We start from the raw sequence: 19,491 nt of genomic DNA on the forward strand, positions 1-19,491 counted from the left end.
AATAAATAGCTAAATTTGCTTTTTTTCTATTTTTGGAGTTAAAGGCTGTTATGGTGATATGGAACGCAGATGAGGAATATCACCAGTTAAAGGAGTAATAAGGGGGAAAGACAACCGTCAAGGTTTGAATTGTTTCAAAATACTGTATTCGATATGGTTTTGATATGGGTATCTGGTGATTTCTCTATACACCAATATTGCCAGTTATGTTGGATGAGGGATTGTTTAGCTTTAATCAACTTTCTTATATCCCGAACGCTAATTATGGTGGTTATTTAGTTGGGAGTATATTCTTTACGTTTGGCAGTAATTGGGATTATATCTTTTGCTCCTCGCATACTATCTTGTGCAGCTATAGTAATGAGTGCACTTAATTATTTCCATGGCGTTAACACTTAGTCCTTTTGATCCGTTTTGCTGTTGGTGAATGATGGTTTTAGGTTCTATTATGGTCATGCAGCATAGCCATAATGGGCGGATTATTTTTTCGCTTTGCAGGTGTAGGAGTTGGTATTCTCCTAGGTAATGAATATGTTATTATTAGCTTGAATATGACAACTATATCACAAAAACACCTCCGTTATTTTTTCCATTGCAAATGAAACCGCTCCTGTTAATAAGAAAAAATCATCCCAAAATATGAATTGACCAATCAAATAGATTTAGTGACTGGTCATATATCTTATATCGCATTCGTACTTTAAACGATTTTGGTGATGTAAAAAAGGCGATCTAGATGCTTTTATTGAAAATGAAAGCAATCTCTCTCATGATGGTAATTGCTGGGTTGCTGATAATGTCTGTGTTGTAAAATCTGGTTGTGTTTATAAAAATATAAGGGGCTATGGCAATGCTGCCATTGGTGGCTATGTGTAATGGCAATACCCTTATATGTGATAAAACCCATGTGTATTTTGGTGTTCATGTTTATGACAATGCTCATCTTTCTTATAACGTATGAGTTTATCATTATGCGCGGGTTTATGGGAATGAAAAATTATCCGGTAGTGCACGTATTCATAACACTGCCGCGGTTTATGATCATGCGGTTGTTAGGCAAGGTTTACGGCAATGCTAGCGTGGGGTGTCATACTAAGGTCTACGGTTCTGTTTATGGCAATGCCAAGATCTCCTGATTATATCGTGATTAGAGGTAATGTATATGGCAATGCAAGAATAAAAAGACATAGCGATTTATATTCGGTTCCCATAAATTGTGAGGTTTATGAAAGTGATGATGTTATCAAGATTGATAAACAGAATAAATGACAGACGTGGAGGGTGCTTCTTTGATGGTTATAAACGCATCATAAAAGAAAGCTGTGCCAATTGATATGACGCTGCTTTTAAATAGAGGTACTACAGATCATACAAAAGAAATCAATAATGAATGCATATATACAAAACGTATCATATTGCAAACGCTCTATTCTATTGATTAAAACTGATCAATAGGAACGTAAATGATAGGTATAATATTTAATCACTCATTTGAATTACAGAACCTATAAACACTTTTGTATGGCTATAAAACTTATTAAGAATAACGCTCTCATTTTTGAAGTGGTCATTTGACACAAAGTACATTATCAAAATGTCTCTTTTAAAACGTTTGGTAGGTTCATATTAAGACAATCAAGAGAAAGTGCGTATTAAGTGAATATTTGTAACAAAATCCGTTGTTTACATTTACGAACATTGGTTTTTAAAAGCAGCTTTTCAGAAGACAATAAACAACCGCTTTTTATAAAATCTAAGGCTTTTAAACTGTTATAAAACCTAGGTTTCAAAGGTTTTTATAGAGATATCATTTTATGTCTCTAAACGTTTAAACTTTCATTTAGTGAGGTTCTCATAAGCGTATTTTCACTTTGCATTTAAACGTAACTTCTCTGCAAATAAGCCGGTCCATATTTGGGCTGGCAAAATTAATCAGTTCAAATTCGAGCTCGTTAACTTTAGAATAGAGCAGTCTTTAATATTGTCGCTTTTGACTCAAAATTGAGTAAAACCCCATGCCTTTGTAATATGATTGCAATCCTTTTGAAATTTATCTACTTATCTTTGTCTTAATAAGTATCCTCAAATTTGAGGGGACTTCATTTGGTTTCGTATTTTTAAACTGTAACTTTTAAAACGTTTTTTGCTTGTTTGCCTGCGTTATATCATTAAAAATCTTTTGACTTCTAAGACATAACATTATTAATTTCATTACCTGCTGTGATGATAGTATCTATATAATGTCTGCTTATTATTGACTAACTTTTTAGTAAGCAGCGCTTTAAAATCGACTTGTCTTTAAATCCTTTTATGTGTCCTTAATGAATTAAAACCTATTCTATGATAGTTTCAAATGATTGTTTCTTTTAAAGTTTAGCTCAAAAAAAGAGTAAACCCCATACCATTTTTTAAACGCATGCAATTTATATTATCGATTATTTCAAACAATTACGTTTTTAATAATGCGATTTGTGTGTGATAAAAACGTATCATAAAATTTATGAACTGTTATAAATGATAGCTGCGTTTCACTTCATTTGAATGTTTACATGCGTTATAACATTTGCATCATGATTTGCTTTTTATGGTCTATCCATACATGGTAATTGTTTATGAAAAATGGTTAATTAAATCACGTATAAAAGTGTAGATTTTAAATGGGATTTATATAAAATAATTGCACACAATCTATTGACTTTATTATATTTTTTTATGAATTAAGATTCCATCTCGTTTAGACGATGCAAAAGAAATCACCAAAGACCTTATTGATAAGATTCTTCTCGTACACGGCGTTATCACTTTTGTTTGCAAAAATCTGCTTCGCTTTTGACTTTGATACGGATACAACCTCTTTTGAGGTAGAGCAAAGAACTTTTTAATCATGGAGAGTGCAACAGTGTTCTTCAAAAATCTTGATTGGTCTGTTGAAAAAATTAAAGAGGTAGATAATTATTCCGCACGTTATCAACTACCAGATTGTGAAGTACAAATTCTTTATAATGACGCAATTATCAAAGATTATTCGTAATTTGATGTTGGAGTTTCGATTAGTACTGGTATTTTAGCTGCTGCCTGCATGGTAATTGATCCCTATCAATTACCAGCATTTACAAGATCTACAACTTGATTTTGATAAAAAGAGATTGAGAATTTGTGAAGAAGAAATATATGCAGATTAGTTGGAATTAAGCTTGATTATATCTTGAAATGGGCGATGGAAAAAATAGATCTTCATAAATGCTTTTATTCCAGATATGGAGTACCACTTTGGCGAAAGAGTGAAGTTGGAGGCACATAAGGTTATCAAGGTAGATGATGCAGATTATAGCTTACTTCATATTGGTGCAGTGGCTTTATTGGGTGATGTTGCACCCTTACAATCTTATTATCAAAGTTTCAGTGCAGAGGATCATTTAGGCTTTGATGAAAACACCCAACAGATTCATCTGGAACGTGCATTGGCTTTAGCCAAAGAAGTAGTGAAATCTAAGCAGCTCAGCTACGCTTTAATTAAAAAAGTAGCAAAAAATATGAGTCATCTAGAAGAAAAACAAAGTTCTTAATAAGGGTTTTCCAGAGAGGTGGAGTTTCATTCTTGGAAGGAAAAAAAATAGCTACATTTATCGAAACAAAAGATAAGGAATAGCTCCTTAAGAAATATCAAGAAGATCTAAAAAGATTATAGGAGCCAGAGTCTGTTTTAAAGCTGCCATCATCAGTTGAGTGAATTCAACAATGGTTGAATTTTATCCATTGGCGGAAATCTGATGTTTGAAAGAGGCTTTCTTGATGTGAAGGTAATATCATAATAAAAAATTATTATAAATCAATATGTTGTATATATTCATTGTTTTGAGATTAATGACCATTGATAAATAATTTTGCACCATTTTCTCTCTTCCAGCTTTTCGTCAATCATCAATGAAAATTTTTTATAATGGAAAGTTCATTGATAATATAACTTTTGTATGTCATTATTTTACGCTTTAAAAAATATAAAAATAATGAAATGCAATTGAGTTATCAACTGCTTATTCTTTTCAGTTTTTAATCATAAAAAAATCTTTTTATTCATTTTTCTTATAAAAAGAATTAGCTTTTTTCTGGTGATACAAGCGGAGAAATAAGGATTTTAGATATGTTTCTGCGTTCCATTTCAATCACTTTAAAGTGTAAACCGTCAGTTTCAAAACTTTCTCCCTCATTTGGTAAATGACCAAACTGCCAAAGCATAAAGCCTGCCAGAGTCGTATAACGATCTGCTTCATCCACAAGGTTACGCCCAAGATAACCACTTAAACGGCGGATATCAGCATATCCCTCAACAAGAAGACTGCCATTTTCAAGTTGTTCTGCGATCATGAGTTCTTCATCGTCATCAGGAAAGTCTCCTGCAATAGCTTCAAGAATATCGGTTGGTGTTGCAATTCCTTCAAAAGATCCATGCTCATCAACAATAATTGCAAGCTGAATCGAAGAATGACGTAATTGCTCCATCAATCGTAAAACACTTGTGTTTTCATGAACAACGAGGGGTTCTCGCATAGCTTTTTTCCAATTAATCTTTTTTCCCTCAGCCAAATTCAAAAGAAGATCTTTTGTCAATGCAACGCCAACAAATTCATCCACTTTTTCACGCGCAAGAATTAAGCGGCTATGTTTAAACTTTTGTAATTCTTCACGCATTTCATTTTCATCAGCATTTAAATCTAACCACTCAATCTCATTACGCGGCGACATGATAGAGCGAACAGGGCGATCAGCTAAATCGAGAACACCACGAATCATTTCCTTTTCTTCTGGTCTAAACAACTCAGAAGCTGCGGCCTGTTCAGCAATAACATCTACAGTCTCAGCAAGGTGATTATCTTTGCTTCCTCCTCCTAAGAGCCTCAAAACAGCATCAGCTGTTCTACTGCGTAGATCATTCGTTTTAATCATTTTTTCACGGTTACGACGTCCAATTTGATTAAAAGCTTCGATGAGAACAGAAAAACCAATAGCAGCATACAAATACCCTTTTGGAATATGAAAACCAAATCCTTCAACAATGAGAGTAAAACCAATCATCATCAAAAAACCAAGACAAAGGATTACAATAGTGGGATGACGATTAATAAAACGCATAAGAGCACCAGATCCGCACATCATTACTCCCATAGCAGCTATGACTGCGATATACATAACTGCTGCCTGCTCTTTTGCAATCATACCTGTTGCGGTAATAATACTGTCTAGTGAAAAAACGGCATCCAGCACCACGACTTGGACGATTACTTGCCAAAAAACAGCATAACCAACACCTGTTTTTCTTTCATGTGATACTCCTTCTAACCTTTCATGTAATTCTAGCGTTCCCTTTGCGAGCAAAAAGGCTCCACCACCGATTAAAATAAAGCTATGCCAACTAAATACAAAAGATGAAAGTGAAAGAATTACCCTATCGAGTCTCATAACCCATCCAATAACGGTAAGAAGGAAAAGCCGCATAATTAATGCTAAAGTAAGACCTATAAAGCGTGCGCGGTCACGCAAATGCAGTGGCAATTTTTCAGCTAAAATTGCAATAAAGATAAGGTTATCTATTCCTAAAACAATTTCGAGAAAAACCAGCGTGATCAAACCAAACCACGCATGGGGATCAGTGATCCATTCCATCATTCCTTACCTTTTAGAAGCTTAAAAGCGCGCGATTGACAAAAAAAATTCATAGGCTTTTATTCGTATATTGGATCATGAACATTGAATGTAAAAAACTTATATTCAAAGAAAAAAACAGCACAATATTGCTTGAATGCATGTGATTGTTGATAAAACAAAATGATGCCCCATCCCGCTTACAACCACAAGAAGGTTCCTCTAATTTTCGCTCGGGCATTATGCTCGATAATCCTCTAACTATAGGTTCTGTATAACAATCAGAACATTTATTTATAAAGCTTCTTATAATGGGTTTATTTTTATATAAGATCAAGTGGTGAATATCATATTTTTAACCTTACAGACAATGAGTTTATATAACAAACAACAAAACATCTGGACATCTATCCTTAGGAGCGTTATAGAAACGCTCATTCTCGTCTTTTGAGAAGCTTATGGGTGATTAGCTCAGTCGGTAGAGCAGCTGACTCTTAATCAGCGGGTCGTGGGTTCGATCCCCTCATCACCCACCATTTTATTTTATACCGTAAATAACTTATTGATTGGGTAATTTTTTTAAGGTACGAGTTGCTAAATAAAATTGGGCAGTAGGATTTCCCCATATCTGTTTGTTTAAAAAAAGATTGTTGATATAGCTTAGTCATCGGTTTTTGTACTTTTTAGGGATCTCAAAGAACTTTCAAAGGACATTTAAAGATTTTTTAATGCGTATTGTTTCTTTTTTTTAAGTTGCAATTGGTAAGGAGAAGCTTCTTACCGACAATTGTTTTATTTAAAGGAGTATAGAAATCAACAGTTTTTACTTCTTTTAATATAAATTGATTAAAATTTTTTTGGATTTTTAGCATATTGTTTAAAGAAAGAAGCAACTTTACACTTTAGTTGTGTCAGCAGCGTGGATATTTTTTGATAACTCTCCCGCTTAAACAAAAAACTTCTGTAATAATCATCAGTATTCCAAGAGGGTAAATAAAGATAAAATGAAGTATTTAGCTGGACATACAAGGAATAAAATTATATCAGTTTAATTGTTTAAAGCTAATACCTGTTAAACGAAAGACAATAAACTTTAATGAGGCTTAAAGTTTTAAAATATTAAGCTGTGTGGTTACGCTATGCTGCCTTTCCGTTAGCTAAACCTCTAAAAATATAAATATTAAGAAAGCTACTTAGATTCATTATAATATATTGATTTATAAAGAATTGATTATTCTTTGTTTGAAAAAACTTTACTATCATAAACTTCTTTTGTTTCAATCCCTCTTATAATAAATTAATTAAAATCATTCATTTGTACATCATAAATGGGATTATAAATGGGATTAACGTGTGGATAAAGACTATTGAAGAAAGGCATAAAAATAATTCTTATTAATGTTCTTAAGTGCTAAAAGTTATCATAACATTGGAAAAATAGTATAATGGTGCAGGCTTGATCTTTTATTAAGTATAAAGTTGATGGTGCAACAATAGCTTTACTATTATACCATTTACGGGTATTGTTGTGTAATGGAGAAGAGCGTTGAGAGAGGTTTCTTAAAAAAGATATGTAAACTGGCAACACGATGGTGTTTTGTTCTTTTATAGGTACACAAAAAAGAAGTCATTGATAGCCTTTTATTTATTCCGGTGGTGTTTTGGGGGCTCTTTTCCAATATTGTCGCGCCTCAAAAATGACGACCACAAATAATGAAAGGATGAGCGGTATAATCAAATAAAACATTCTAAAGACAATAAGCGCTGCAATAACATCAGTTGGATTTATATTGGGCATGCCTGTTATGAAGAGAGCTTCAAGAACTCCTACTCCTCCTGCTGGAGCATTAGAGAGAAGAGTTATCGTAAAAGATGCTAGAAAAACACCAAGAACAGAGATAAAATGAATATCTGCGTTATGTGGGAGAACAGCATATATAATTCCTGCTGCTCCTAAAAGCTCTAGAGGGCTAATGAGAAGCTGTTGAATAACAATTTTCAGCCGTGGATAGGAAAGTTGAATTTTCTTACCCAAGCGTAAGGGTTTTAACTGAAGCCAGCTGCCAAACGTATAAAGTGCTATACAGCTGAGTAAAATTGCTCCAGCCGTTGTTCCGAGCCATTCAGGAAGTTCTTTATGAATGAGGGTGATAATTTCGGGTTGCAGCACCAAAACGATTCCCAAAAGCAAGATTGTGCCGATTACAAAAGTAAAAGAGCAAAAACCTACTAATATTGCGATTTCTGTTCCGTTTAATCCTTTCATTTTATAGGCGCGATAGCGTACAACGGCACCAGAAAAAACTGAAGCACCGATATTGTGTGAAAGAGCGTAGGTTGTAAATGAACATATAGCGATAAAAATCCAAGAAATTTTATGGCCTAGATGTTGCAAGGCAATTCGATCATATCCAGCAAGAGCAGCATAAGCTAGGAGAGAACATAAACAGGCTAATAACCAGTGCTGTGCATTTAAATTGTTCAAACGCTCCAATACATCTCCAAATGAAATGGCAGAGAGCTTCATGTAAAGAATTCGAATAGATACCAGCATTGCTAAGATACCAATCAATGGCCATATAAATTGCTTTATTTTCACGATTCTGTATCCATTTTATGTTTTCTGTAAATTTTCATGATTGAGCATATTCCTTACAGATCTTCGTTCTGTTATATACTCTATAATGCCATTGGCAATTTCTTCATCATCTGTTACTACAACATCAGCACCTAAATCAATGAGATATGTTGTTTCTGTATCGGATAATGCATGTGTGATTATCTGGATATCTTTCTTCATATCACGGATATTCACGATACATTCTCCTACTTCAATGGTACTTCGCATTGTAATAACAACTTTATGTGCATTATTTATATTTGCTGCGTTTATTATTTCTTGTTGAATGATATTGCCACAAATAGCCTCAAAGCCATCTGCAATCGCTTTATCAGAGAGGCGTTTTGATTCTTCTACGATCACTATAGGTTCACCTCTATTCATTAAAGATAATGCAACATACTTACCGATAAGACCATAGCCAATAATTACGATATGGTTATTTTTTAAGGTCATCGGTAAAAAATCTTGGTCAGGATCTTGTGGATCAATATCAATAATTGTTTGGGTATTTTGTGAGGATACAGAATTTTTTTCTAGACGTTTTTTAATTTTATTACAGGCAATGAAAACAAGAGGGTTGAGCAAAATAGAAAAAATTGCTCCTCCAAGAATTAAATCATGAGCGTCATTGTTTAAAAGTCCTAAGCTTAAACTTAAACCAGCAAGGATAAAGGAAAATTCTCCGATTTGGGCAAGGCTTGCAGAAATAGTCAAAGCTGTTGCATTAGAATAGCGAAAAGCCTTAACGATGAAAAAGGTAACAGCAGATTTTCCGATTACGATAATGAATAAGGTTGCTAAGAGTGGGAAAAAATGAGTCAAGAGTTTCTCTGGGTCAAATAACATACCTACAGAAACAAAAAAGAGAACAGAAAAAGCATCGCGCAGTGGTAAAGATTCTTCCGCAGCACGGTGGCTTAATTCTGATTCGCTCATGACCATACCAGCAAAAAAAGCACCAAGAGAAAGAGAAACTCCAAATAAATGAGCGGCTCCGAAAGCTACTCCTAATGCAATAGCAAAGACGCTAAGACGAAATAATTCACGTGATCCCGATTGTGCGCTCATTTTTAAAAGCCATGGGATAACGCGTCGCCCAATGACAAGCATAAGTGCGATAAATACAATCACTTTCAGGATGGTGAGACCAAAAATACCCCAAATACTTAAATCTAACCATTGAACAAGAGGATCCAACGCTTCTTTTTTTGTATTGCTGAGGGCACTTGCCAAGGAAGGGATGAGGACAAGTATAAGGACCATTGCTAAATCCTCAATAATCAACCATCCAACGGCAATGCGTCCTTTTTCTGTTTCAATAAGATGACGCTCTTGCAAAGCACGTAGCAGGATAACGGTACTTGCTATGGATAAAGCAAGACCGAAGATCAAACTACCACTAAAGCCCCATCCCATAATCAGACCAAGGCACAAACCTAGAAAAGTAGAAAATGCCATTTGTGCAATAGCAGCGGGGACAGCAATAGCTTTGACAGATAAAAGGTCTTTTAATGAAAAGTGGAGCCCAACACCAAACATCAACAAAATAATACCAATTTCAGCAAGTTGATTAATGATGACGGAATCTATTTTAAATCCGCCTGTATTGGGTCCCACAATAACACCAGCTAACAAATAGCCTACAAGGGGTGAAATACGTAAACGGCTAGCAATCATTCCCAAGAGAAATGCTAAACATAAGCCTGCAACAATAGTTGTGATAAGTGGTGTGTCGTGGAGCATGGATTATTTACTACTCTTGATCAAAAAGCGAATGAATGAAAACGACTATATTTCTATGAGAAGAGAGGCGAGATGTACCATACGCATTAAAGGGCATTTTTATTTCACTTTGATATTTGCACGATTATTTCGCTCACGCCACCAATTTCCTAGCAGGAGCAAAATAGGAGCAGCAATAAAGATAGAGGATGATGTTGCAATAATAATCCCAAAGACCATGGGTAATGCAAAATTATGAACAGCACTTCCACCCCATATCGCCATGGGGAGCATCGCAAGAATTGTTGTGGCTGATGTAAAAAAACAACGTACAAGAACCTGATTAATTGACAGATCAATCAGCTCACGCAACGGCATTTTTTTAAAAAGACGCATATTTTCGCGCATCCTATCATAGACGACAACTTTATCATTTATAGAATATCCAACAATTGTTAAGAGCGCAGCAATGGCTGTTAAATTAAAATCAAATTGAAATAAAGCAAAAAAGCCAATCATTTTTGTGGTGTCTAGAATGAGTGTGACAATGGCTCCAATGGCAAAGAACCACTCAAAGCGTAACCATATATAGAGAGACATGGCAATAGCCGCAAGAATAACAGCAGTAAAAGCAGCAGTGGCAAGCTCGCCTGAAATTTTTGGACCAACAACTTCTATTTGATCGAATGTGGTATCGGGATAGATATTTTGTACAGCTGTTTTGACCTTATCAATGGCGGTGGTTTGTTGTGCTTCGCCACCGCTTTGTTTCTGCATGCGAATTAATACGGTATTTTCGTTATCAATATTTTGCAAGGTAACTTCACCAATATTAAGAGTAGAAAGCTTGGAACGCAGGGTTGCTAGATCTGCTGGTCCTTTCGTGGTAATACTCATTTGGCTGCCGCCAATGAAATCAATTCCGAAATTTAAGCCAGGCTTAAAAAAGAGAAAAACTGAAGCTATTGATAAAACAATTGAGACGCCAATACCAATGAAACGTGCTTTCATAAAGTGGAAAGTTGTGTTTTGTGGCATGATGTTGAAAGCAGAATGAATATGCAGTTTTTTAATTTTCCATTTACGAACGATCCAAATCATGATGATGCGCACAATGGTGATATTTGTAAACATGGAGATGATAATACCAAGCAACATTGTTACAGCAAAACCACGAACTGGGCCTGTGCCAAACCAAAATAGTAAAACAGTGGCTATAATGGCTGTAACATTTGCATCAACAATGGTTGCAAAAGCTTGTTTAAATCCACGATCTAGAGCTGCAAAAGCACTCACGCCTTTTCGACTTTCTTCGCGAATACGTTCATTGATGAGAATATTGGCATCAACGGCTATACCGATGCCTAAGATAATACCAGCAATACCGGGCAGCGTAAGCGTAGCTCCAAGGAGACTTAGTGCAGCAAATGTTAAAATCGTATGGAGGGCTAGTGCTATATTCGCAATGAGTCCCCAAATGCGGTAGAGAAGAAAAATAAAAATTGCAACGAGAATAAAGCCAATTATGCCGGTATAAAGCCCCATTTGGATGGCATCAGCGCCAAGATTTGGACCTACGGTTCTTTCTTCAATGACGGTGAGTGGTGCGGGGAGGGAACCAGCGCGGAGCAGAGCAGCCAGAGTTGAGGCTTCTTTGGGGTCAAAGTTTCCTGTAATTTGACCTTGTCCATTGGGAATAACACTATTGATGGTAGGAGCGGTTAAAACCTTATTATCAAGAACAATGGCAAAAGGACGGTTAATATTTTGTCGTGTTATATCGGCAAATATTTTTGCACCAGCCGAATCTAGAGTAAATGAAATCATAGAACGTCCTGGCAATTGTGGATCAAAACCAGCACGGGCATCTTTCAGGACATTTCCATCTAAAGCAATTTGATCATAAATTGCATAGCGTTGCGTTTCATCAGTATATCCAGGAAGAATTGAAACACCTATCGGTGGATTATTGGGATCCACGTTAGAAGGAACAAGATGAAAACTCATTTTGGCAGTTGTTCCTAAAAGATCACGTAATTGTTTTGGATCTTGTAGTCCAGGCAATTGGACCATAATACGGTCATTTCCGACCTTTTGGATGGCTGGTTCTGAAACACCAACTTGATCTATACGGCGCCGGATGATTTCTAAGCTTTGTTCAATAGCATTGCTTATACGGTCTTTTATACCAGCTTCTGTTAATGTGACGCGGAGAGTTTCATTTTGAGTACTGATCGTGATGTTATGTTCTGTTGTGCCAAAGCTACTGTGTATGGGGGTTATTAATGTTTTCAAAGCAGAGAGTGCTTTTTCAGTTTGCGATGGGTCAGAAATAAGGGCAATAACGCTATCTTCAACGATACGCACACTTGAGGTGCGGATTTGTTTTTCACGCAATACATTGCGCACATTGCTTAAAACGATGTGTAATTGATCGCGTTTTAACGTTTTGCTATCAACCTCGAGCAGAAGAGAAGAGCCTCCTTGAAGATCAAGACCAAGTGCCACACGGGTATTGGGTAAAAATTTCGAGTTGTTAACTTGTTCGTGTGAAAATAAATTGGGTAAGGCAACATAAATGCTGCTTAAAAGAATAAAACAATAAAGGGTAGTTAACCAACCAGGTGTACGCATGATATATTCCGTAAATAGGCAATCTAACAGTTATTCAAAGTTAAAAGCACAATTAAAATAAGATGATCGTTTTTATATTCAAGGAAGAGAATTAAGTGTGTTCATTGGGAGGAGCGCGTTTATTTGAGAAATATTGTGTTTTAACGTTACGAAATCGTGTGTCAACAGCTGGAATCTTTATTAAAAAGAAATCCAATGTTAGGATTTTTTGAAAGGTCCTGATAAAAATAGATTCTGTATGGAGTGTTACAAGTTTTTTGTTTTCAGTTGTGGTAACATTCACCTGATCACACTTATGATGTAAATCAAATCTATTCGTTTTAATGACATTATTGGTGTGCGATTGTTTGATTAAATAAGCACGCGTTTCTAGGTTGTTCGTCAAGAATACACCTAAACTGGATAGAAAAATCCAGGTTGTCAAAGGAAGAAAATCTTCTTTTTTGCAATAAAGGTGCAAAAAAAACATGCTAGAGTGCCTTCTTTAATCTTATTGAGTTCAGCTTATTTATCATTCTTTTATCTTATTATCAGTATTATAGGATAAGGGAAAGCTTTTATAAGATTATTCTATAAAAGTTGAAAATATCTACTTTATACCATATTTAAAAAAGAAAAATAAAATCCCTTTTGTATTAATAAGGTAGATATGTATTCATTTTGTAGAAAAAGCATCCTCATACTTTTCCTTCTTTTGGGGATTATCTTTGTATTTAATTCTGGTGCATGGGGGAATAGGGGGGCACAAAATACAATTGTCGAACAAACGATAGCTTCTTATTCAGTTGATGAAATTATTAAACAACAACAGTTGATTATTGAGACTCTTGAAGAAAATACTGAAACTTTAAAAAGAGATTTTGACAGAAAGCCAGAAGATGAGCGTGCTTTAGAAGAATTACGGTTACGTGCACAAGATATCAGTGAACGTGCTATTGAGGCAGCATTTGTTTTGCGTCCTCCTCTTAATGAGATTAATACACTTCTTGATCAATTAATGGAGCTCCATCGTGACATAAAAAAACTGAAAAGCTCAGTGAAGGAATATTCCTATTTGATAGAGCAAAAAGCTAAAATTAACAGTATCATGCTTCGTTTTGAAGCAATTTTCTTAGCGGCAAATAGAATAGCGGAACTTTCTATTTCTCAATCTCGGGAGCTTTTTAAACGCACGCTTACGTATAGGCTTGAGTTTTCGATTCCGATGGTTAAACATCTCGCCCAAAAAACAAAAGAGGCTTCATCAGATTTTCTTGTTTTGTTAAATTCTTGGTGGAATTTTATATTTTACTTCAAGTTTTTACAACTAGTTCTTTGCTTTTTAATTCCACTTTTTATTACTTTAGGACTTTCGTATTTTTCTCAAAAAGTTCTTGTTCATGTGTATTGCCACTTTACGAAGTCTAATGAGGAAATATCTTATTTACAACGCTTATTGATCGCCTTTATTTCAGTTCTTTTACCTTCACTTATCTGTATTCTTTGCGTTTACCTTGTGTTGTTTTTGTTTCGTAGTTTTAACTTAGATCCAGGTAAGCTTACAACAGTTTTTGATATGATAGGTTGTCAAATTATTTTATTATTTTTAATCAATCGATTAGCTGTTGTTCTTCTATCATCGAATCGGCCCCATGTGCGTCTTCTCAGTATTGCACCATCGTCTGCTTATCAATTAGTGATTTTACTCACTTCTTTAGGGGGTATTTTGGCATTTGACGCTGTTCTTGATAGTATTTATCAAATCATTTCAGCGCCTCTATCTTTGACAATTGCTAAAAGTTTTATTGCTGTTTTTCTTGTAGCGATTTTGCTATTTATAATATCATTTGTACCTTTGCGGTTTAGACCTAGGCGTGTTCAAGAAGAAAAAAAAGAGCCATACTTTTGGCCATTTTATATACGCATTCCTCTTATTGGCTTGGGGTTACTGCTCTTTGTATTGAATTTTTTAGGTTATGTTGGACTTGCGCGTTTTATTACGCAGCAAATTATGATTGATGGAGCATTTTTAGTTCTCATGTATTTAGGAATACAAAGTGCTCAAGCACTTGGAACTAAAGACCAATTTATGAAAACAACGGTTGGTCATCTTTTGATGCAGAGGTTTCATTTAGAAGAAAAAACAATGAATCAATTGGGAATTTTTGTGAGCGTTTTTCTCAATTTATTTGTTGTTATATTTTGTGCAATGCCCATTGCTGTACAGTTTGGATTTTCCTATTCTGATTTAAAAGCAGTTTTGTGGCAATCGGTGACCGGTTTTCAGATTGGAAATATTAGTCTTTCTTTGATTTCTCTTGTAACAGGAATTATTTCTTTTTGTGTTTGCTGGTTTCTTATTCGAAGATTTATTGGTTGGTTAGATAATGTGGTGTTGGTTCATGGAGAGTTCGATTCTGGTATACGTAATTCTATCAAAACAGTGATAAGTTATGGAGGTGTTGTTGTATCTGCTTTGACCGGATTATCAATGGCAGGTTTGGATCTTAGAAATTTCGCTCTTATTGCTGGAGGACTTTCACTTGGTATAGGTTTTGGTTTACAGAATATTGTCCAAAACTTTGTCTCTGGACTTATTATTTTAGTTGGAAGACCATTTAAAATAGGAGACTATATAGAATCTGGATCAGTAGGGGGCGTTGTTAAGCGTATTAGTGTGCGTGCAACGGAACTTGAGACCATTCAGCGTAAGACGATTATTATTCCCAATTCAAGCCTTATTAATAACAACGTTAGTAATTGGACACGACGTAATAAAGTAGGACGAATTGATATACCAGTTACTGTATCATCTAAGGTTGCTCCAGAGCATGTTGCTGAAATTTTATTAGAGATTGCTTCTACGACAGAAGGCGTTTTAAAAAATCCTATCCCACAGGTGAGTTTTACAGCATTTGATCGTAAGAGTTTTTCCTTTAATTTGGCTATTTATGTGCCTAATATTACCTCATCTTCTCATATAACCAATGCTCTTCGATTTAGCCTATATAAGCGTTTTGCTGAGGAAGGAATCTTAGAATGCTGAAATATACTTATATTTTTACTACAGTTATTCTATTAAGTATTTTTACCATAACAGCTTTTGCTGCAACAGTGAAAAATACTGATTTAAAGATACACTCTCTCATTATTGTTGAAGGAAGTGTACCTTTAAAAATTTCTTTAAATACGCATCAAACAATTACAATTTGTATGAAAGGATGTTTTATAACTTTTCCTAATAAAGACCGTTTTGCAATAAAGGCAGATGATAATATAGAAATCAGTAGGGGAAGAGCAATTTTTAAATAAAGTGATTGAGGACTTTTTTGAGATAATCTCTAGAAAGATAACGATATTGCGCCTGTTAATAATCTCATACTTTAAAAGTAGTAGTATGATTTCAGTGTAAGATAGATGTAGTTTTTTATATACATAGAATCTACTTATATGTAAGCATATAGAGGTATTTTTATACTATTTTATATTTATAATATTTTTAATTAAATATCAATGTGCTAACAATAATTACATCATTTCAGAATTTTTTCATGAAAAAATGCTTTGAAATATTCTATTTTATGATTTTTTATGCGGTAATTTGGATAAAAAATGTGTTATATTTTCTCATTTTTAAAAATATAATAGACATTTTTATTAAAGATTTGTCATTTAAAGTATTCATTATTATACTATTTTAATAGTTATTAAAATTTATTTGATAAAATTCAATTTTGATGTAATGATGTATTTAGTAGTGGTATATTTAAATGTAAATGTAAAGGAGTGCATGCGGTTTTTTTGGTATAAAATTTTATAAAACTTTGTTTTTCTAAATGTGATTTTTAATTATATTTAAATTTAGCAATGGGGTATAATTTTATGAATACAAAATTTATAACAGCATCTGTTTTTTCTTTGGTTTCATCTTCTATAGTACAGGCTGCAGATGTCGTAGTTCCTGAAGAGTCTGTACATGTTGCTTCAGAAGTTGCTTCTTCTTCACTTTTTTCTTGGTCAGGTTTTTATTTTGGGGGGCAAGTTGGAGGCTTTTCAAGTAAAATTTCTGCAAAAACGCCTTATGTTGATATTCCTCTCTATCCTGATGAGGAGAGTAAAAGTAAATCATGGATACCCATCGAGAAACAGCATATGCCCGATCTTTCTGGGTTTATAGGTGGTTTTTATGCGGGTGTTAATTTTGATCTCGGTAATAATTTTATTATGGGGATTGATACGGATATCATTTTAACGGAAAAAAAAGACACAAAAACAAGATTTCATGCAGATGAATCGAGTGCTGGTGGTTCGAGTCCTGAAGGAACTGATACTGGTACTGGAACTGATGCTGGTACTGAAGAAAATGGTAAAAAGAAAGAAAGTTATAAAAGGGCACAGTTTGACAAAGGGCGGGGGCCTAGCTTTTCTCGCTCTGGTACAGAGACTACAGAAGAAAAGAATAGCTTAACTTTTAATCATACTTTTAAACAAAAATGGACTGGAGCCACAAGGGTGCGTGTTGGGTTTTCTGCTCATCGTGTGATGCCTTATATTGCTGGTGGTGTCGCTTATGGACAATTTCAAGATGTTTTGTCGACAGTCATTACGGGATCTGAGCTTTTTAACAGGACATCGGATGCTACAAAAATGATGATTGGTTACACTCTGGGTGGTGGTGTTGATTTTGCAATGACAGATAATCTTGTTTTACGTGCGGAATATCGTTACTCAGATTTTGGTAAAAAGAAATTTAAAGACGAGATTGAAGTTAAGTATAAGACGAATGATTTTCGCGCAGGAGTAGCTTACAAATTCTAGTTTTATAGGATAAAGGAGCTTAAATTTAAAAGGTCCTATCTCTTTGATAGGGTCTTTATTTTTTTAAATTGTATGCATTGTAAACACTATTTTATGGTGAAAAAAGGGAGCATTGACTTTAAGTGAGGATGAGGAGGTAAGGAAGAGTTACTCAGATTCTTAACTGTTAAGAATAAAAAATTTTTAGTTTACGAGGTGTGGTTGAAACATTTGTTAGCCAAGAAGGATTGCTTCGTCTTTCATATTATTACAGTTATCATATTCATAGTATCGTTATAGAATTGCAAACAGTAAACTTAAAGAGAGTTTTTACTATCTAAGTAATGAGAAAATAAAGAAAATTCATATAGAGTGATGTGGACGGCGTGCACGTTTGTGCACCAATTTTTTTTTCCTTAGAATTCTCTATAATATCACCTGATAGCGCAGTTTATCTTTTTTCTATTTAATAATTAATTGTTTTTATTTTTTTATTGGATTTAAACAGCAAGTAAAATGAAATAGTTATGTCTAATATGGGGGAATTGAGGAATCCTGATTCTATTACGTTTTTTTTCCTCTATCCCCCATCTTTTTGAAGCTTTTTTATGGCTTCAAGAGCGAGTTTTTTGCGATCTGCGCTCTTTGTGTAGAGAGATGCCATAGCATCATGTGTCCAGCCAAAAATTGCTTTGAGTTGTGATACTGTTGCACCAGAATTAGCTGCGCGTGTTGCTGCTAATTTTCTTAAGCCATGGGCTGTTTTTTTGATACCTGCTTGGGTACAAGCATTATAAAATGTAATTCCGAATCTTTCTTTAGGTATTTTCCCCCCGTGTTTACTACAAATGAATGTGTCCTCACCAATAGGACCAGCTTCAAGTGTTTTGGCTAATTCCGGTAAAATAGGGAGAAAAACATCTGTTTGGAATTTACTTTTCTCTGTTTTGAGATGAATAATATTGTCTTTGACGTCTTTCCAGCCAATGCGAACTGCATCACCACGGCGCAACCCCGTGTAAAGAAGAACATCAATCCAAACACGTTCATGGGTACCATGAGGCCATCTTTTATAATATTTCTCAACATCTTCTTCTGTCCAAACAGGAAAGCCCCCTTTATTTTTTAGAGGAGGTTTTTTGACCCCTAAAGTTGGATTGTTTTCCAAAAGACCTTGGTCAATCGCCCAATTAAAAAGCCCATTAAGTACTTTCAGAAATTCTCTAGCCATTGCTGGTGTTTCTTTACGCCGTTCAACTCCAGCTATGATATGTTTCTTATTAATTGCTTGGTATGGGATATCTCCTACGGAATCGCATATCTTCATAAGGATGTATTCTCTTTGCTTTTTTGTAACTGTAGAGAGGCTATGCCAATTAGAGCTGTTTAAATACTGTTTAAGCAGCCATGCAAATGACCCTTCAACAAGTTTACCGGTTTTGGATTTAGGAAGTATAAGCCCTTGTAATTCGGCAAGTGCGCTTTGTAGTTATCAACAAACTCTTGCGTTCCATAGGTCCCGCGTATTCTAATGCGTTTGCCGTGACCAATACGTACATACCATACAATTTTGCCATGTTGAGTAATTTGTTTAACGAGATGAGGGGGGCGTGGTTTTGGCATGGTGATCACCTATAAGACGATATCAAATTCATAATCATCACGAGATAAATTCCATATTTTATCAGGATGTGCTGTTGAGTTTGGTAATGGGATATCTGCTTTAAGATAGATAAGCAGTTCACCGGTAGGTTTGATTTCTATGAGTTCGCATTTTTGTTTTTTTGCTTCTCTTAAAGCTCGTGCAATGTCTGCTTGCGTTATGATAGCTTTACGAGGTGCCATATCTTTTCTCCTACATTGAGACGCAATTCACCCATTTCGTGAATCACGCATGACTTGAAAGTGTTAAGAAGGGTGGTGGTGCTAGGAGGCATTTGTGAAGAGAAGCACCTCCATATGTAAAAAATCTGTAAGTTTATTTTTTAGATGTGTTTAATTTCATATTTCCAATCAGGCAATTGAGTAAGAGCTAATGCGAGTTGTCCTCTATGACACATGCATACATTGGCTTCAAAACAGGTGATTGCAACGCG

Annotated in this window: 12 protein-coding genes, 1 tRNA gene and 1 pseudogene; 7 read left to right on the forward strand and 7 right to left on the reverse strand. The window is 34.9% G+C overall.

The features are described from left to right. Positions 1-206 precede the first annotated feature (206 nt). From ACFILZ_RS07040 to ACFILZ_RS07050, 3 genes are all read left to right on the forward strand, one after another. On the forward strand, positions 207-374 hold the full coding sequence (locus tag ACFILZ_RS07040; protein WP_375607190.1) for a YbfB/YjiJ family MFS transporter: 168 nt from the start codon (positions 207-209) through the stop codon (positions 372-374). A gap of 2,525 nt (positions 375-2,899) precedes the next feature. Continuing rightward, positions 2,900-3,031 carry a hypothetical protein gene (locus ACFILZ_RS07045; RefSeq protein WP_375610648.1) on the forward strand — a complete coding sequence of 44 codons (132 nt, stop codon included), beginning with the start codon at positions 2,900-2,902 and terminating at the stop codon, positions 3,029-3,031. 250 nt (positions 3,032-3,281) lie between these two features. Continuing rightward, a complete protein-coding gene (locus tag ACFILZ_RS07050) occupies positions 3,282-3,566 on the forward strand; it encodes a DUF6990 domain-containing protein (protein ID WP_375607187.1) in 285 nt (94 codons plus the stop codon). Positions 3,567-4,095: 529 nt separating this feature from the next. On the opposite strand, the gene ACFILZ_RS07055 is transcribed toward ACFILZ_RS07050, so the two are convergent. Then, the gene (locus ACFILZ_RS07055) at positions 4,096-5,664 is read right to left on the reverse strand and encodes a TerC family protein (RefSeq protein ID WP_375607186.1); all 1,569 of its coding nucleotides are present in this window, start codon (positions 5,662-5,664) and stop codon (positions 4,096-4,098) included. A 436-nt stretch (positions 5,665-6,100) separates the two neighbouring features. On the opposite strand from ACFILZ_RS07055, the gene ACFILZ_RS07060 reads away from it, so the two are divergent. Further along, positions 6,101-6,176 (forward strand) — tRNA-Lys (locus ACFILZ_RS07060). A 1,109-nt stretch (positions 6,177-7,285) separates the two neighbouring features. Here ACFILZ_RS07060 and ACFILZ_RS07065 read toward each other — a convergent pair. The 4 genes from ACFILZ_RS07065 to ACFILZ_RS07080 all read right to left on the reverse strand — a co-directional run bounded on the left by ACFILZ_RS07065 (position 7,286) and on the right by ACFILZ_RS07080 (position 13,088). After that, entirely contained in the window at positions 7,286-8,239 is a 954-nt protein-coding gene (locus ACFILZ_RS07065) for a YbhN family protein (RefSeq protein ID WP_375607185.1), read from the reverse strand. Between the two features lie 15 nt (positions 8,240-8,254). After that, complete coding sequence (gene ybaL, locus ACFILZ_RS07070; protein WP_375610649.1) at positions 8,255-10,006, reverse strand: YbaL family putative K(+) efflux transporter; 1,752 nt, start codon at positions 10,004-10,006, stop codon at positions 8,255-8,257. Positions 10,007-10,105: 99 nt separating this feature from the next. After that, on the reverse strand, positions 10,106-12,619 hold the full coding sequence (gene secD, locus ACFILZ_RS07075) for a protein translocase subunit SecD (RefSeq protein ID WP_375607183.1): 2,514 nt from the start codon (positions 12,617-12,619) through the stop codon (positions 10,106-10,108). 91 nt (positions 12,620-12,710) lie between these two features. Next, on the reverse strand, positions 12,711-13,088 hold the full coding sequence (locus tag ACFILZ_RS07080) for a hypothetical protein (protein WP_375610650.1): 378 nt from the start codon (positions 13,086-13,088) through the stop codon (positions 12,711-12,713). A 180-nt stretch (positions 13,089-13,268) separates the two neighbouring features. On the opposite strand from ACFILZ_RS07080, the gene ACFILZ_RS07085 reads away from it, so the two are divergent. The 3 genes from ACFILZ_RS07085 (at position 13,269) to ACFILZ_RS07095 (ending at position 17,416) form a co-directional block, all read left to right on the forward strand. Beyond that, positions 13,269-15,644 (forward strand): mechanosensitive ion channel domain-containing protein, encoded by a 2,376-nt coding sequence (locus ACFILZ_RS07085; RefSeq protein ID WP_375610651.1) that lies wholly within the window; start codon positions 13,269-13,271, stop codon positions 15,642-15,644. Then, positions 15,638-15,910: a hypothetical protein gene (locus ACFILZ_RS07090; RefSeq protein ID WP_375607180.1), complete on the forward strand. Its 273-nt coding sequence runs from the start codon at positions 15,638-15,640 to the stop codon at positions 15,908-15,910. Before ACFILZ_RS07085 ends, ACFILZ_RS07090 begins: the two co-directional genes overlap by 7 nt. Before the next feature lie 570 nt (positions 15,911-16,480). Further along, complete coding sequence (locus tag ACFILZ_RS07095; RefSeq protein WP_375610652.1) at positions 16,481-17,416, forward strand: outer membrane protein; 936 nt, start codon at positions 16,481-16,483, stop codon at positions 17,414-17,416. A gap of 559 nt (positions 17,417-17,975) precedes the next feature. On the opposite strand, the pseudogene ACFILZ_RS07100 reads toward ACFILZ_RS07095, so the two are convergent. After that, positions 17,976-19,018 (reverse strand): annotated as a pseudogene (locus tag ACFILZ_RS07100) (tyrosine-type recombinase/integrase). 9 nt (positions 19,019-19,027) lie between these two features. Continuing rightward, positions 19,028-19,240, reverse strand: a complete 213-nt coding sequence (locus ACFILZ_RS07105; RefSeq protein WP_375610653.1) for a hypothetical protein — start codon at positions 19,238-19,240, stop codon at positions 19,028-19,030. Positions 19,241-19,491 lie beyond the last annotated feature (251 nt).

Source organism: Bartonella sp. AP40SXNS, assembly GCF_042195825.1.
Lineage (GTDB): Bacteria > Pseudomonadota > Alphaproteobacteria > Rhizobiales > Rhizobiaceae > Bartonella.

Bases quoted from the DNA above. Each gene is read 5' to 3' on its own strand.
- ACFILZ_RS07095 (WP_375610652.1), top strand. From the start codon at position 16,481: ATGAATACAAAATTTATAACAGCATCTGTTTTTTCTTTGGTTTCATCT.
- secD (WP_375607183.1), bottom strand. From the start codon at position 12,619: ATGCGTACACCTGGTTGGTTAACTACCCTTTATTGTTTTATTCTTTTA.
- ACFILZ_RS07040 (WP_375607190.1), top strand. From the start codon at position 207: ATGTTGGATGAGGGATTGTTTAGCTTTAATCAACTTTCTTATATCCCG.
- ACFILZ_RS07080 (WP_375610650.1), bottom strand. From the start codon at position 13,088: ATGTTTTTTTTGCACCTTTATTGCAAAAAAGAAGATTTTCTTCCTTTG.
- ACFILZ_RS07055 (WP_375607186.1), bottom strand. From the start codon at position 5,664: ATGATGGAATGGATCACTGATCCCCATGCGTGGTTTGGTTTGATCACG.
- ACFILZ_RS07090 (WP_375607180.1), top strand. From the start codon at position 15,638: ATGCTGAAATATACTTATATTTTTACTACAGTTATTCTATTAAGTATT.
- ACFILZ_RS07085 (WP_375610651.1), top strand. From the start codon at position 13,269: ATGTATTCATTTTGTAGAAAAAGCATCCTCATACTTTTCCTTCTTTTG.
- ACFILZ_RS07105 (WP_375610653.1), bottom strand. From the start codon at position 19,240: ATGGCACCTCGTAAAGCTATCATAACGCAAGCAGACATTGCACGAGCT.
- ybaL (WP_375610649.1), bottom strand. From the start codon at position 10,006: ATGCTCCACGACACACCACTTATCACAACTATTGTTGCAGGCTTATGT.